At 64.6% G+C, this 14,460-nt stretch carries 13 protein-coding genes; 12 read left to right on the top strand and 1 reads right to left on the bottom strand.

Annotation, left to right across the window (positions count from 1 at the left end; translation table 11 throughout):
• Nucleotides 1–9: 9 nt before the first annotated feature.
• Nucleotides 10–381, bottom strand: coding sequence for an L-rhamnose mutarotase (locus tag BMX92_RS20225; RefSeq protein ID WP_093019894.1), 372 nt, complete (start codon nucleotides 379–381; stop codon nucleotides 10–12).
• A gap of 75 nt (nucleotides 382–456) precedes the next feature.
• Here BMX92_RS20225 and BMX92_RS20220 point away from each other — a divergent pair, with 75 nt between their 5' ends.
• From BMX92_RS20220 to BMX92_RS20165, 12 genes are all read left to right on the top strand, one after another.
• Nucleotides 457–1,635 carry an aldose 1-epimerase family protein gene (locus tag BMX92_RS20220; RefSeq protein ID WP_093019892.1) on the top strand — a complete coding sequence of 393 codons (1,179 nt, stop codon included), beginning with the start codon at nucleotides 457–459 and terminating at the stop codon, nucleotides 1,633–1,635.
• Nucleotides 1,632–2,378 (top strand): SDR family NAD(P)-dependent oxidoreductase, encoded by a 747-nt coding sequence (locus BMX92_RS20215; protein WP_093019890.1) that lies wholly within the window; start codon nucleotides 1,632–1,634, stop codon nucleotides 2,376–2,378. Before BMX92_RS20220 ends, BMX92_RS20215 begins: the two co-directional genes overlap by 4 nt.
• Before the next feature lie 10 nt (nucleotides 2,379–2,388).
• The gene (locus BMX92_RS20210) at nucleotides 2,389–3,579 is read left to right on the top strand and encodes a CaiB/BaiF CoA transferase family protein (RefSeq protein ID WP_093019888.1); all 1,191 of its coding nucleotides are present in this window, start codon (nucleotides 2,389–2,391) and stop codon (nucleotides 3,577–3,579) included.
• Complete coding sequence (locus BMX92_RS20205) at nucleotides 3,576–4,697, top strand: extracellular solute-binding protein (RefSeq protein WP_093019886.1); 1,122 nt, start codon at nucleotides 3,576–3,578, stop codon at nucleotides 4,695–4,697. The genes BMX92_RS20210 and BMX92_RS20205 overlap by 4 nt, the downstream gene beginning before the upstream one ends.
• A complete protein-coding gene (locus tag BMX92_RS20200) occupies nucleotides 4,694–5,464 on the top strand; it encodes an enoyl-CoA hydratase/isomerase family protein (protein WP_093019884.1) in 771 nt (256 codons plus the stop codon). The genes BMX92_RS20205 and BMX92_RS20200 overlap by 4 nt, the downstream gene beginning before the upstream one ends.
• 3 nt (nucleotides 5,465–5,467) lie before the next feature.
• A complete protein-coding gene (locus tag BMX92_RS20195) occupies nucleotides 5,468–6,634 on the top strand; it encodes a fumarylacetoacetate hydrolase family protein (RefSeq protein WP_093019882.1) in 1,167 nt (388 codons plus the stop codon).
• Nucleotides 6,631–7,590, top strand: a complete 960-nt coding sequence (locus tag BMX92_RS20190; RefSeq protein ID WP_177185163.1) for a 2-hydroxyacid dehydrogenase — start codon at nucleotides 6,631–6,633, stop codon at nucleotides 7,588–7,590. The genes BMX92_RS20195 and BMX92_RS20190 overlap by 4 nt, the downstream gene beginning before the upstream one ends.
• The gene (locus tag BMX92_RS20185; RefSeq protein ID WP_093019878.1) at nucleotides 7,574–8,362 is read left to right on the top strand and encodes a kinase; all 789 of its coding nucleotides are present in this window, start codon (nucleotides 7,574–7,576) and stop codon (nucleotides 8,360–8,362) included. The genes BMX92_RS20190 and BMX92_RS20185 overlap by 17 nt, the downstream gene beginning before the upstream one ends.
• Nucleotides 8,359–9,489, top strand: coding sequence for an FMN-dependent L-lactate dehydrogenase LldD (gene lldD / locus BMX92_RS20180; RefSeq protein WP_093019876.1), 1,131 nt, complete (start codon nucleotides 8,359–8,361; stop codon nucleotides 9,487–9,489). Before BMX92_RS20185 ends, lldD begins: the two co-directional genes overlap by 4 nt.
• 302 nt (nucleotides 9,490–9,791) lie before the next feature.
• On the top strand, nucleotides 9,792–10,613 hold the full coding sequence (locus BMX92_RS20175) for an acid phosphatase (RefSeq protein ID WP_093019874.1): 822 nt from the start codon (nucleotides 9,792–9,794) through the stop codon (nucleotides 10,611–10,613).
• 115 nt (nucleotides 10,614–10,728) lie between these two features.
• A complete protein-coding gene (locus BMX92_RS20170) occupies nucleotides 10,729–12,354 on the top strand; it encodes a rhamnogalacturonidase (RefSeq protein ID WP_256213524.1) in 1,626 nt (541 codons plus the stop codon).
• A 10-nt stretch (nucleotides 12,355–12,364) separates the two neighbouring features.
• Nucleotides 12,365–14,422 (top strand): glycoside hydrolase family 2 protein, encoded by a 2,058-nt coding sequence (locus BMX92_RS20165; RefSeq protein WP_256213523.1) that lies wholly within the window; start codon nucleotides 12,365–12,367, stop codon nucleotides 14,420–14,422.
• Nucleotides 14,423–14,460 lie beyond the last annotated feature (38 nt).

Genomic DNA, 14,460 nt, shown 5'->3' with positions numbered 1-14,460 from the left:
GACATCCAATTACCCTATTCCATGACGTTGATCCGATAATGAATAGATTTGGAGCATCTCGACCCAAGTAGCGTTCGGTGAAAAGGGCAAGGGCTTTTGAAAGGTCCGCATAAGAGCATCCCATGCGCTGACGTCAGGATTGGCAGCATCTCGCGCCGCCTTTATCGCCGGATCGACCGCCAGCGATGCATCCTGTTCCAGGATCATGAACATACGGTCGCCGACCAGCCAGATTTGCAGGTCGACCACGCCATCGGCGCGGATCGCATCCGTTACCGCTTGAGGCGGGCCGCCCGGCTTGTGCCATTCGCGGTAGCGCGCGATCGATTCCGGGTCATTCACCAGATCCACCGCGAAGCAGCGCCGAACAATCTTTCCCATTCTTCCTCTCCCGGTTGACGAGTCCCTCTTCTCTAGATATTCATCATATGTCTTACAAGATGGAGAGGCTGAATCATGGCCCGGCTTTATGGCGGCGAGGTGTCGAAACGGCATGTCGCCGAACGATCTGGCGCGCTGTCCCAATTTGCGGGCGTGCGGCTGATGACTTTAGGGGATGGCGTCGAGCGCGGCGTGCGGATGCTGCATTTCCGTACCGGGTCGGGCCTGTCCTTTACCGTGCTGGTGGATCGGGCGATGGACATTGCCGAATGCGATCATGCCGGACGCGCCATCGGCTGGCATTCGCCGTCGGGTTTCCGCCATCCCGGACTGCATGACTATGAGGGCGAGGGAGGGCTGGGCTGGTTCCGGTCCATGTCGGGCCTCAACATCACCTGTGGCCTCGACCATATATTGTTCATGCATGACGATGCGGCCGGCCATTATCATTATGGGCCGCGCCAGAGCGTTTCCTCTTCGTTGCATGGACGGGTCGGGACCATTCCGGCGCAACTCACCGGCTATGGCGAGCAATGGGATGGCGATCGCTGCACTTTCTGGGCGGAAGGGATCGTGCGCCAGTCGACCGTGTTCGGCGAGGATTTGCACCTGATCCGCCGGATCGAGGCTGATCTGGGCGGGGACGAGATCCGGCTGACCGACCGCGTGGTCAATCACGGCTTCTACCGCACGCCGCACATGTTCTGCTATCATATCAATGTCGGCCATCCGGTGGTGGCGGAGGGCGCACGCTATGTCGCGCCGATCCGCGAGGTGCTGTGGGCGGCTCATGCCGATGCATATCAGGCGCAAGGGGTGGGCTATCGCACCCTGCCGGCGCCGATCGTCAATTTCCATGAACAGGTGTGGCAGCATGACATGGCGCCCGACGCGGACGGTCGGGTCGAGGTGGCGATCGTCAATGAGGCGCTGGGTTTCGGTTTCTCGGTCGTTACCCGCAAGGATCAGTTTCCGGCTATGTTCGAATGGCAAAACCTCCATGCCGGTCATTATGCCGTGGGGATCGAGCCGTCGACCAACCATGTGCTGGGCAAGGATTTCGCCCGCGAGCGCGGTGAACTGATCGAACTGGAGCATGGCGAGGAACGGCGATACGATACGATCCTGCGCGTGCTGCCCGATGCGACGGCGGTGTCAGGCGCGGTGGCGCGCATCGAGGGTGTGCAGCGCCAGCCCGACGAGGACTATCCAGCCCCCTCCGGCAATTATCCGCTGATCGGAAGCGTGGCATGAAGGGCCGCACGATCCTCTATACCGGCGCGGCTGGCGGGCTGGGGCTGGAGACGACGCTGCTGCTGATAGAACGCGGCGCGACGGTGATCGCGGTCGATAATGATCCGGCGAAAGTGGCGCGCCTGACCGAGGCTGCCGCAGGCAAGGGGCCGGGACGGCTGGAGGTGTCGACGGCTGACCTGTCCGACCTGACCGGGTTTCGCGCTACGCTGGATGCGCTGATCGCTGCGCATGGCGGGTTCGATATCGTCATCAATAATGCGGCGATCTATCCGTCCAAACCGTTCGAAGATTTCTCGGTCGAGGAGCATCAGCTGGTCCAGCGGATCAATGTCGATGCCGGGATCGTCGCGGTGCAGGCGGCGCTGCTGGGGATGCGCGCCAAGGGCTTTGGCCGGATCATCAATATTTCAAGCATCACCATTTCAGGCGGCTGGGCGAACCTGTCCCCCTATGTCGCGTCCAAGGGCGCGCTGGTCGGCCTCACCCGTGCCTGGGCGCGGGAATTCGGCCCCGAGGGCATAACCGTCAATGCGATCGCGCCGGGCGCTTTCCCGACCGATGCGGAGAAAATCCATCCCGACCCGGAAGGCTATAACCAGATGGTACTGGATGCCCAGTCGGTCAAGCGCCGGGGCGTCGCCGCCGACATTGCCCATGCCATCGCCTTTTTCGCCGCTGACGAGGCGGGTTTCATCACTGGCCAGACGCTGCATGTGAATGGCGGCTGGGTCATGGCCTGAAGGACCAGATATGACGATACTCAAGGATATTCGCGTTCTCGACTGTTCGATCGCCATGGCCGGCCCGTTCGCGGCGCAGCGACTGGGCGACATGGGCGCCGACGTCATCAAGGTAGAGCCGACCAGCGGCGAATGGCAGCGCCATGCCTCGGCCGGGGGGGCGACCGGCAATCGGATCAACGTCTCCTTCCTCTCGCTCAACCGCAACAAGCGGTCGCTGGCGATCGACCTCAAATCGCCGGAGGGCAAGGCGGTGCTGCTCGATCTGGTGAAGGAGGCGGACGTCTTTCTCCAGAACTACCGGCCCGGCGTGGCGGAGCGGCTGGGCGTCGATTATACGACCCTGTCGGCGATCAACCCGAGCCTCATCTATGTCTCCATGTCGGGCTATGGCGAGGATGGGCCCTATCGCGCCTATCCGGGGCAGGATCTGCTGTTGCAGGGCATGTCGGGGGCGATGCTGTCCGCCGGGGCGGAGGGCATGCCGCCATCGCCCGCCGGGCAATATCTGGTCGACGCCGTGACGGCCTATACCGCCTTCGAAGGGGCGCTGGCCGCGCTGTTCCACCGTGAGCGGACGGGGGAGGGGCAGCTGGTGCAGGTCAATATGCTCGACGCCATCACCACCATCCAGATGCAGGAATTGTCCGTCTTCACCGTCGGCGGCAAGGCGCAAACGCGTTCGGCCGAGCCGCATGCCCATAGCTATATCCGCGCGCCCTATGGCGTGTTCGCGACGGCGGACGGCTATATGACGCTGGCCATGGCCTCGCTCAGGACGCTGGGGCAGGTGCTGGACGACCCCTTCTTCGCCGAACTGGATGAGGAACGGGATGGCTGGACCCAGCGCGACGCCATCTTCGCGCGGGTGAAGGCGCATCTGATCGGGCAGTCGACGGCCCATTGGCTGGAGACATTCCGCGCTGCCGACATCTGGTGCGGTCCGGTCTATGGCTATGCCGACCTGATCGACGATCCGCAGATCCGGCATAATGGCACTTTCGTCGAATATGATCATGCGACCGAAGGGCGGGTGAAGGTGCCGGGCTTCCCGATCCGCTTTTCCAAGACGCCGTCCGCCATCACCCGTGGTGCGCCGCTGGTGGGCGAACATAGCCGGGATGTGCTGGCGGAGATCGGTCGCAGTGCGGACGATATCGCACAACTGATTGAATCCGGCGTGGTGCGCCAGCACGCATGAGCCTGCCCAGCTATCGCGGTCTGACATGGGACCATCCGCGCGGCTATCGCGCGCTGGAGGCAGCGGCGCAGGACATTGCGCCGGGGCAGGGGCTGTCTATCCTCTGGGACCGGCATTCATTGGAGGGGTTCGAAGCCGCGCCGATCGCGGACCTGGCTGCGCGTTATGACCTGATCGTGCTGGATCATCCGCATGTCGGGGAGGCCGTGGCGCAGGATTGCCTGTTGCCGATGGAGAGCCTGTTCGACGCGGCGATATTGCAGGAGTTGGACGCGGCGGCGATCGGCCGGTCGCTCGCCAGCTATCATTATGGCGGGTCGCATTGGGCGCTACCTCTTGATGCGGCGACGCAGGTCATGGCCTATGCGCGTGATCGTATCGATACGCCGCCGCAAAGCTGGGATGCGGTAATCGATCTGGCGGCGCGGGAGCCGGTCGCCCTGTCGCTTGCCGGGCCGCATGCGATCCTGTCTTTCCAGTCGATCGTGGCGGCCTTGGGGGGCGGGCGCCCGGCGGAGGGCTTTGTCGATCGGCCGGTCGGGCGCGAAGCCTTTGCGATCATGGCGGCGCTGACCGGACAAGCAAGCCGTGCCTTCGTCCATGCCAATCCCATCGCCCTGCTGGAGGCGATGGCGGCGGGCGAGGATATTGCGCTGGTCCCGCTCATCTATGGCTATGTCAATTATGCGGCGGCTGGCCGGGTGGCCTTTGCCGATGCGCCGCGTGGGGCGGCCGGCATCGGGTCCATTCTCGGCGGGACCGGCATCGCGGTGTCGAAGCGCTGTACCGTAACGCCAGCGCTCAAGGCGCATCTGCTGTGGCTACTGAGGGCGGAGGCACAATGCGGCTTCATCCCCGCGCATGACGGCCAGCCTTCGTTGCGGTCCGCATGGAGCGATCCGCAGGTCGATGTCCATTGGGGCGGCTTCTACAGCGGCACCCGCGCCACGCTGGAAGCCGCCAGTCTGCGTCCGCGGCATGACGGCGCCATCCCCTTCCAGACCGAAGCGTCGGCGCGGCTGCGTGCCGGCCTGATTGACGGCGATCCGGCCGACACCGTGCTGGACGCCATAGAGGCGATCTTCCACCGCCATCATCGCAAAGGAACCGAGCTATGAGCGCCAATCTGCGCTTCGCCATCGCCGATCATATCGCGACCATCACGCTGGACCGTCCGGAAAAGCTCAATGCCATGACGCCAGACATGGCGGCGGCGCTGGTGGAGGCCGTCAGCCAGTGCAATGTATCCGATGCGGTGCGCGTGGTGATCGTGACCGGATCGGGGGAGAAGGCTTTTTCCGCCGGGTCCGACATTTCCACGCTGGACGCCTATGCGACCCCATGGGATTTCCGCAACCGGCAGGATTATTGCGATGCCCTGCGCGCCTGCCGCAAGCCGGTGATCGCGGCGGTCAATGGCTATGCGCTGGGCGGCGGGCTGGAAACCGCGATGGCCTGCGACATTCGCATCGCATCGACTCATGCGCGCTTCGCTGCACCGGAAATCAAGCTGGGCTGGATCGGCGGCGGCGGCATGGCGGTGGGACTCGCCCATTCGATCGGCATGTCGAACGCAGCGCTGATGCTCTATACCGGTGACATGGTGAGCGCCGAGCAGGCCCTGGCATGGGGACTGGTGAGTGAGGTGACGCCGCCCGACCAGTTGATGCTGCGCGCGCAGGCGATCGCCGCCACCATCGCGCAGCGCGCGCCGATCGCCGCCGAGACCGCCAAGCTGAACCTGCGTGCCGCGCACCAGATGCCCTATGACAAGGCGATCGATTACGAGCGCGACTTGCAGGCGATCTGTTTCGGCACCGCGGATGCCGCCGAAGGGCGCGCCGCCTTTGCCGAGCGCCGCGCACCCGACTTCCAGCGGCGCTGAGGCATGGACATGACCCCTGCCGTCATCCTGCCGGCCGATCCCGCTGCGCTGCTGTTCGGCCGCATCTGGCGGCCCGATCGGGCTGGCCCGTCGCTGGTGCGGGTCGATGGAGATCGGCTGACCGATATTTCCGCCACCTTCCCGACCGCGCGCGACTTGTGCGAAAGTGCCTCCCCGGCGCAGGCGCTGCGCGGCGCGAAGGGCGAGGATGCCGGTGCCCTTGCCGACATCCTCGCCAACACACCGGCCGACCGGCGCGATGCTGCGCAACCCTGGCTCCTGTCCCCCATCGACCTGCACGCGGTGAAGGCGGCAGGCGTTACCTTCGTCACATCCATGCTGGAACGGGTGATCGAAGAGAAAGCGCGCGGCAATCCCGAGGCGGCGGCACAGATACGGCAGCAGGTCCGTGCGCTGGTGGGCGATGATCTGCGCAGTTTGCGGCCCGGATCGGAGGAGGCCGCCTTACTCAAGCAGGCGCTGATCGAAGCAGGGGCGTGGAGCCAGTATCTGGAAGTCGGGATCGGCCCGGATGCCGAAATCTTCACCAAGGCGCAGCCCATGGCCACGGTCGGCGCGGGCAGCGCCATCGGCGTGCACCCCACTTCGGTCTGGAACAATCCGGAACCGGAAGTGGTGCTGGTGATCGCTTCCGACGGGCGGATCATCGGCGCGACGCTGGGCAATGATGTCAATCTGCGCGATGTCGAGGGGCGATCGGCGCTGCTGCTGGGCAAGGCGAAGGATAATGTCGGCGCTGCGGCTGTCGGCCCCTTCGTGCGGCTGTTCGATGACGGGTTCGATCTGGCGGCCGTGGAACGCATCACTGTGCGCCTGTCGGTGCATGGCGCCGATGGCTTCGTGATGGAGGGGCGATCGGCCATGGCGGAAATCAGCCGCCCGCCCGCAGAGCTTGCGGCGCAGGCGGTGAATGCGCATCATTGCTATCCCGATGGTCTGGTCCTCTACCTCGGCACGTTGTTTGCGCCGACGCAGGATCGGGGCGCAGCGGGGCGGGGCTTTACCCATGCGGAAGGAGATGAGGTGCGGATTGCTTGTGACGAACTGGGCATGCTGGTGAATCGGGTGACGGCGACTGACCGGGTCGAGCCATGGACCTTTGGCGTCGGCGCCCTGATGCGCAATCTGGCCGCGCGGGGCCTGTTGTGAGCGCACGGCCCCGTATCCTGCTGACCCGGCGCTGGCCTGAAGCTGTCGAGCGGAGGCTCGCCGTATCCTATGATGTGACCTTCAACGAAAGCGACCGGCCGATGGATGCGGCGGCGCTAGCGCAGGCGATGCGCGATCATGATGCGCTTTGCCCGACGGTGACGGACAAGGTGACGCGCGATGTGCTGCTGGCCGACAGTCGGCAGGTTCGGATCATCGCCAATTATGGCGCGGGCTATGAACATATCGACCTGACGGCCGCGCGCGAGGCAGGGCTGGCCGTCACCAACACACCCGATGTGCTGACCGAGGCGACGGCGGATATCGCGCTGACCTTGATGCTTATGGCGATGCGCCGCGCCGGTGAGGGCGAGCGTGAATTGCGGGCCGGTGACTGGAGCGGCTGGCGGCCGACGCATTTGCTCGGCCAGTCGCTGGACGGCAAATTGCTGGGGCTGGTCGGCTTCGGCCGGATCGCGCGGGCGGTGGCGAGGCGGGCAGAGGCATTCGGGATGCGCATCGCTTATCATGGCCGTCGACCGGCGGACGACATGCCGACCGACGCCTATTTCGCGGATTTGGGGGCCTTGGCCGAACAGGCGGATATATTGTCGCTGCACGCACCCGGCGGCGCGGACACGCGGCACATGATCGACGCGGCGCTGCTGGCGCGGATGCCGGGTCATGCGGTGCTGGTGAATACCGGGCGCGGATCGCTGATCGATGAAGGCGCGCTCGCGCAGGCGCTGGCGGACAGGCAGATAGCAGCGGCGGGCCTGGACGTTTACGAAGGCGAGCCGCAGGTGCATCCCGCGCTGATCAGCCTGCCCAATGTCGTGCTGTTGCCGCATCTGGGCAGCGCGACGATCGAGGCGCGCACCGCCATGGGTATGAAGGTCGCCGACAATCTCGATCGTTTCTTTGCCGGTGAGCCGCTGCTTGACCCCGTCGCTTGACCGGATCGCGGCGGCGACGCGGGGCTGGCTGGCTGGCACTGACCGCCCGCTGATCCTGGGCCTTTGCGGCGCGCAGGGATCGGGCAAGTCGACGCTGGCGACGGGCTTGCAGGTGCTGATGGAACAGGAAGGCCATCGCACGGCCATCCTGTCACTGGACGACCTCTATCTGGGGCGGCAGGCGCGCGGGCAACTGGCGGCGGCCGTGCATCCGCTGTTCCGCACCCGTGGTGTTCCTGGCACCCATGATGTCGCACGGGGCATCGCTTTGCTGGAGGCCGCCAAGGCGGGATCGCCGCTCCTGTTGCCGCGTTTCGACAAGGGACAGGATGAACCTCTACCGCAAGGAGAGGCTGTTGCCGCGCCGGTCGACCTGCTGATCTTCGAAGGCTGGTGCGTTGGTGCGCGACCACAGACCAAGGCCGACCTCGTGCAGCCGGTCAATGCGCTGGAGCGGGACGAAGATCCGGACGAAATATGGCGGCGTCATGTCAACCGCCGGTTGCGTGGTCCCTATGCGGAATTGTTCGTCTGGATCGACCGGCTGGTGCTGCTCGCCGCGCCCGACTTTTCGGTCGTGCGCGGCTGGCGTGGCCAGCAGGAAGAGGCCCTGCTGGCGCGGGGTGCGGACCGGGCGATGGACGCCGCACAACTGGATCGCTTCGTACAACATTATGAGCGGCTGACCCGTCATATATTGACAGAGATGCCTGCGCGCGCCGACCTGCTCCTGCCGCTGGACGAAGGCCGCCATTTGAGGAGCGCTGCTTGATTATCTCTTCTCCGCTCGATTATCGCGAAGCCGCGCGCCGGCGTTTGCCCCGCTTCCTGTTCGATTATGTCGATGGCGGTGCCTTTGGCGAAGAGACGATGGCGGCGAACCGGGCCGATCTGGCCGATATCCGACTGACGCAAAGGGTGTTGCGCGACATATCGTCGCTCAGTCTGGAAACAAAGCTGTTCGGCGAAACGATGGCGCTGCCCCTGATGCTTGCGCCGATCGGGCTGGGCGGCATGATGCGGCAGCGGGGCGAGTTACAGGTGGCGCGCGCTGCCCGTCAGGTCGGCATCCCCTATATCCTGTCGACCGTCAGCGTCTGTTCCCTGACCGAGGTAGTCGAACATATCGGCCAGCCCATCTGGTTCCAGCTCTATGTCCTCAAGGATCGCGGTTTCATGCGCCACGCGCTGGAGCGGGCGCAGGCGCTGGGCGTGACCAAGCTGGTGTTCACCGTCGATATGCCATTGCCGGGCGCGCGCTACCGTGATGCCCATTCGGGGATGAGCGGGCCGAATGCGCCGTTGCGCCGAATGTTGCAGGCGGTTGGCCGCCCGGGCTGGTCGTGGGACGTAGGTTTGCTGGGCAGGCCGCATGATCTGGGCAATGTGTCGGCCTATCGCGGCAGGCCCACTGATCTGGCCGATTATATCGGCTGGCTTGGTGCGAATTTCGACCCGTCGATCACCTGGTCCGACCTCGAATGGATCAGGGATGCGTGGAAAGGCGAGATGATCGTCAAGGGCATACTCGATCCCGATGATGCGCGCGATGCGGTGCGTTTCGGCGCGGATGGGGTGGTGGTGTCCAACCATGGCGGGCGGCAACTGGATGGCGCGCTGTCCACGGCCCGCGCCTTGCCGGCGATTGCTGATGCCGTGGGAGGTGATCTGACCGTGCTGGTCGATGGCGGGGTGCGGACCGGGCTGGACGTGGTGCGGATGCTGGCGCTGGGAGCGCGCGGCGTGCTGCTGGGCCGGGCCTATATTTACGCGCTGGCGGCCGGAGGCGAGGTGGGCGTTGCCCGGTTGCTGGATCTGATCGCGCAAGGGATGCAAGTCTCGATGGCGCTGAGCGGCGTGAAGACTATCAGCGAAATCGATAGCCGCATTCTGGCCTGAAGGGGGCTCTAAGAGTCTGTTTGGAAATGCGCCTTTGGCGCATCCGCACCGGCCCTCACTCCCACCCGACCGCCCAACAGGGTACCATATGTGGGCGGTCGGGTGGGGGTGAGGGCCGGTGCGGCTACAAAAATGCGCTCTTTCGCGCATTTTTCAAACGGTCTCTAACAGAATGTCTTGAGGCGCGCGAAGAGGCGCGGCGGCTGATCATTGCGTCGTTGCACGGAATGGGGGAGAGAGGACCACCATGCCGGACCGCATCCTGTCGATGGGGGCATAGCCGGTTCCAAAAAGGGTTCGCCATGAAATTCACCAGAACTGCCATCCTGTCCCTGTTCGCCGCGACCGCCTTCGCGGCGCCCGGTTTTGGTGCGGATCGACCCGCAGGCTATCTGACGCCAGGGGAATTTGACGTGACGTCGGTGCTGGAGCCGGCGCCGCGGCGTGGCGATCCGCGGTTCGACACCGATCGCAAGATTTTCCGCGCGACCCGCAAGCTGGAGGGAACGCCGCGCTGGACGCTGGCGACTAATGATGTGGACTATAGCGTTCCGGCCCTGCTGCATGATTATAGCTGTGCGGTCGGCGCGACCCTGACGCCTGACAATGCGCCCCGGCTGGTGGCGGTGCTGGAACGGGCAGGGAGCGACACCAGTGCGCAGACCAATATCGCCAAGAATATCTATCAGCGCGAACGGCCCTTCACCTTCGACCGTGGCCCCGTCTGCCAGCCGACGTCCGAGCTGTTCGACAAGAAGCGCAACAAGATGAGCTTCGACTATCCGTCTGGGCACACGACGCGGGGCTGGACATGGGCGCTGGTGCTGACCGCAATCGCGCCGGATCGGGCGCAGCAGATTCTTCAGCGGGGCCGCGCCTATGGCGATAGCCGGTTCGTTTGCGGCGCGCATAATGAGAGTGCGGTGGAAGCCGGGATGCAGTCGGCCTCGGCAACCATGGCGCTGGTGTCGACCAAGCCGGCTTATCAGGTGGACCTTGCCGCGGCGCGCGCGGAACTGGCCGCGCTTCGATCGGCCAATAGCGCGCCGCCGCAGGGGTGCGAGGCGGAAGCGGCGCTGATCGCACAGCGTGTCATGCCCGCACTGGACCGGAAGGCGAAGTAACGCCGTTCGACCTGTAAAGGCATCACCGATGTAGACAGTAAAAGACGATCCTAAAGACTTGGCTTGCTCCCCTCATTATGTAATACGTCATACAAGATAATGAGGGGATCGCAGCATGAGCGGCGTGATCGAGCGCGCGGCATTCAGCCGTCGCGCCATGACTTTGGGATTGGGTGCGGCCTTCGCCATGGCATCCGCGCCGGTGCGGGCGACGGGATCGCTGAGCGGCTTTTACAATGTCCGCGATCATGGCGCGAAAGGCGATGGCGTCGCGATCGATTCCGACGCGATCAATCGCGCGATCGAGACGGCAAGCGCGGCGGGCGGGGGGACGGTGGTGGTGCCGCCGGGCCATTATCTCTGCTTCTCGATCCGGCTGAAAAGCTACATCACCCTGCTGCTGATGCCCGGCAGCCTGATCGAGGCGGCGGACCCCCGACGGCACAAGGGCCGCTACGACTTGCCCGAGGGCGTCTATGACGAACAATATGTCGACTTCGGTGTCGCACATTTCCACAATGCGCTGATCTATGGCGACGGCGTCAACGACGTCGCGATCGTCGGGCGCGGGCTGATCCATGGGCTGGGGCTGGACCGGGAAGGGCCGGCGCCGCGCTGGCACGGCATAGAAGGATGGAAGTCACCCAAGGAGCAGGGCCTGTCCGCCGATGCCGCGCGCCGGGCGATCCCGCGCGAGATGGCCTATGAAGGGCGCGGCAACAAGGCGGTGGCTCTGCGCCGCTGCCGCAATGTGCTGCTGCGTGACTTCACCATCCTGCAAGGCGGGCATTTCGCCTGCTATGTGCTCGGATCGACCAATGTGACGATCGACAATCTGACGGTCGATACCGATAGGGACGGCATCGACATCGATTGTTGTCGCGATGTGCGGATCAGCAATTGCCTGGTCAACGCGCCCAAGGATGACGCGATCGTCCTGAAGAGCAGCTTCGCCTTGCAGGAGCCGGTTTTCTGCGAGGATGTGACCGTCATCGGTTGCAAGACCAGCGGCTATGATCTGGGGTCGGTGGTAGGCGGACGCTATCGCCCGTCGCCCTATAAATCGGTCGATGATGTGGGTGTGCTGGGGCGGATCAAGCTGGGCACCGATTCCGCGACGGGCTTTCGCAACATCCTGATATCCGGCTGCACCTGTGAGCATACGCGGGGGCTGCAACTGGGCGCGATCGACGGCGGGGTGCTGGAGGATGTGACCTTCAGCGACATCAATCTGCGCAACCCGGTCAATCATCCGATCTTCGTGCGATTGGCGGCGCGCAACCGGGCGCCGCGTGGCAATGGTCCGTCCAGGGTGCGGCGGGTGCGCTTTTCCGACATCAATGTGTCGGGTGCGCCCGGCCCCTATGCGTGTGGCATCATCGGCAATCCGGGCGAGCCGATCGAGGATGTGAGTTTCTCCAACGTCCATGTCCGCTCGGCCGGCGGCGGGAGCGAGGCGGACGCGCGCCGCGCGATCCCGGAACGGCCTGCGTCCAGCCTGGAGCCTAGCTTCATGGGCGCCTTCCCGGCCCATGGCCTCTATGTGCGCCATGCTCGCAATATAAGCCTGCGCGACATCAGTTTCGATGTCGAGGCGGCCGATGCGCGCCCTGCCATCCTGTTCGCGGATGTGCAGGGAGCGATGGTGGATGGCCTGCGTTCGCGCCAGCCCCGCGACAATGCGATCCGGTCGACCGCGAGCAGTGGCATCCAGATCGGCGATATCCAGACTTTGAGTTGAAGGAATGACGATGCGTTATGGTTTCGCGCTTGCCCTGCTGGTGCCCGGCGTTGCTCAGGCTGCTACCGAAACGCCGCTCGCCAGTGGCTGGCGCTTTATCAAAGCGGATGCCGCCGGAGCGGAAGTGCCCGGCTTCGACGATGGCGGATGGGCACCGGTCAGCGTCCCGCATACATACAATGCCGAGGATAGCGGCATCGGCGGCGCCAAGGCGCGGGGCGAGCCGGAGGGCGTCTATTATCGCGGCCCGGCCTGGTATCGGCTGGAAATCGAACACAGGCCACAGCCGGGCAAGCGATATCTGCTGCATTTCGGCGGCGCGACGCTGAAGGCCGACATCTGGCTGAATGGGCGAAAGCTGGGCACGCATCAGGGCGGCTATGGCGCATTCCGTGTAGATGCGACCGATGCGTTGAAGCCGGGGCGTAATCTGCTGGCGGTGCGCGTCGACAATAGCCGCGACACGCATATCGCGCCGCTGAATGGCGACTTCAATATTTTTGGCGGCCTCTATCGCAGCGTGTCGCTGATCGAGAGCGATGCGGTGGCGATCGACCGGCTCGATCATGCCGGGCCAGGGGTGCAGGTCCGCACCAGCGCGCTGGAGCCGCGCCGCGCGACCATTGATGTTGCCGTGGCATTGCGGAATGATCGTGCCGGGGCGGCCCGCTTCACCCTAAGCAGCCGGATTGTGGATGCGCGTGGGAAAATCGTGGCGCGCGCCGTTTCGCCGGTCACGCTCGCGCCCGGCGCGCGCGAGGCGGTGACGCGCAGCATCGCCCTGTCCACCCCGCAACTCTGGGCGGGGCGCAAGTCGCCCTATCTCTATCATGTCGTAACCGAATTGGTTGAGGGTGGCCGCATCATCGACAGCCAGACCGTGCCGCTGGGCGTGCGCACCATCTCGGTGAAGCCGGACGGCACCGTGCTGCTGAACGGCGCACCCTATCCGATGCGGGGCGTCAATCTCCAGCATCCCACCCGCTTCGGGCGCGGGCCGATCGTCACCGCTGCGGAGATTGACGAGGATCTGGGCATTTTCGCCGATATGGGCGCGACCGCGATCCGCCTTGCCCATATGCAGCATCCCCAGCGCGTCTATGAACGGGCGGACGAACTGGGCCTGCTGCTGCTGACTGAAGTGCCGTTGATCGATGATCATGATCCGTCGGATGCGTTTCGCGACAATCTGGTCGATCAGATGCGCGAACTGATCGGGCAGACGGGCAATCATCCCTCGGTCGCGCTGTGGGGCATCGGCAATGAAATCCGCAAGTCGGACGCAGCCTCCAACCGCATTCTTGCCGAGTTGCAGGCGACCGCCAAGGCGCTCGATCCGACCCGGCCGACCACCTATGCCCATTGCTGTCTGGAGGATAGCGATCCGATCGCCCAGCATAGCGATACCGTGTCCTATAACCGCTATTTCGGCTGGTACTGGACCAAGTCGGAAGATATCGGGCCATGGGCCGACGAACTGCATGCCAAGCTGCCCGGTCGCCCGATCGGGGTCAGCGAATATGGCGCGGGCGCGAGCATCCTGCATCAGGAAGACCCGGTGATGAAGCGGCCGGAATCCAACGGTTACTGGCATCCCGAACAATATCAGACCGATTTCCACATCAAGCATTGGCGCGAGATGAAGCAGCGGCCCTTCCTCTGGTCGACCTTCGTCTGGGTCGGGATCGACTTCCCGTCCTTCAAGCGGAATGAGGGGGATCGGCCTGCGATCAACGACAAGGGGTTGGTGACGGAGGATCGCAAGGTCCGCAAGGATGCCTATTATTGGTATCAGGCCAATTGGTCGGACGTGCCGATGCTGCATATCGCCAGTCGCCGCGATGTGATGAAGCGGACGCAGCGGGTGAAGGTGCAGGTCTTTAGCAATCAGCCGACGGTCGAATTGCGCCTTAATGACGGGGCGTGGACTCGCGTGCCGGTGGAGGATCATATCGCAGCCTGGGATATCGATCTGGCCAAGGGCGACAATCGGGTCGAGGCAAGGGCGCAGGCGGACGGCAAGGCGTTGACCGATGTGGTGCGCTGGACCTGGGCGACGCGGCCCTGACAAAAAAAAGGCCGCCCGAAGGGATCGGGCGGCCAGCG

The organism is Sphingobium sp. YR768, from assembly GCF_900111125.1.
Classification (GTDB): domain Bacteria; phylum Pseudomonadota; class Alphaproteobacteria; order Sphingomonadales; family Sphingomonadaceae; genus Sphingobium.
This window is presented reverse-complemented; position numbering and strand designations above follow the sequence as displayed.

What these genes read in the sequence shown, in the direction of transcription:
- BMX92_RS20175 (WP_093019874.1), top strand. Translation starts at nt 9,792, where the DNA reads ATGAAATTCACCAGAACTGCCATCCTGTCCCTGTTCGCCGCGACCGCC.
- BMX92_RS20195 (WP_093019882.1), top strand. Translation starts at nt 5,468, where the DNA reads ATGGACATGACCCCTGCCGTCATCCTGCCGGCCGATCCCGCTGCGCTG.
- BMX92_RS20200 (WP_093019884.1), top strand. Translation starts at nt 4,694, where the DNA reads ATGAGCGCCAATCTGCGCTTCGCCATCGCCGATCATATCGCGACCATC.
- BMX92_RS20220 (WP_093019892.1), top strand. Translation starts at nt 457, where the DNA reads ATGGCCCGGCTTTATGGCGGCGAGGTGTCGAAACGGCATGTCGCCGAA.
- BMX92_RS20205 (WP_093019886.1), top strand. Translation starts at nt 3,576, where the DNA reads ATGAGCCTGCCCAGCTATCGCGGTCTGACATGGGACCATCCGCGCGGC.
- BMX92_RS20215 (WP_093019890.1), top strand. Translation starts at nt 1,632, where the DNA reads ATGAAGGGCCGCACGATCCTCTATACCGGCGCGGCTGGCGGGCTGGGG.
- BMX92_RS20210 (WP_093019888.1), top strand. Translation starts at nt 2,389, where the DNA reads ATGACGATACTCAAGGATATTCGCGTTCTCGACTGTTCGATCGCCATG.
- BMX92_RS20170 (WP_256213524.1), top strand. Translation starts at nt 10,729, where the DNA reads ATGAGCGGCGTGATCGAGCGCGCGGCATTCAGCCGTCGCGCCATGACT.
- BMX92_RS20165 (WP_256213523.1), top strand. Translation starts at nt 12,365, where the DNA reads ATGCGTTATGGTTTCGCGCTTGCCCTGCTGGTGCCCGGCGTTGCTCAG.
- BMX92_RS20225 (WP_093019894.1), bottom strand. Translation starts at nt 381, where the DNA reads ATGGGAAAGATTGTTCGGCGCTGCTTCGCGGTGGATCTGGTGAATGAC.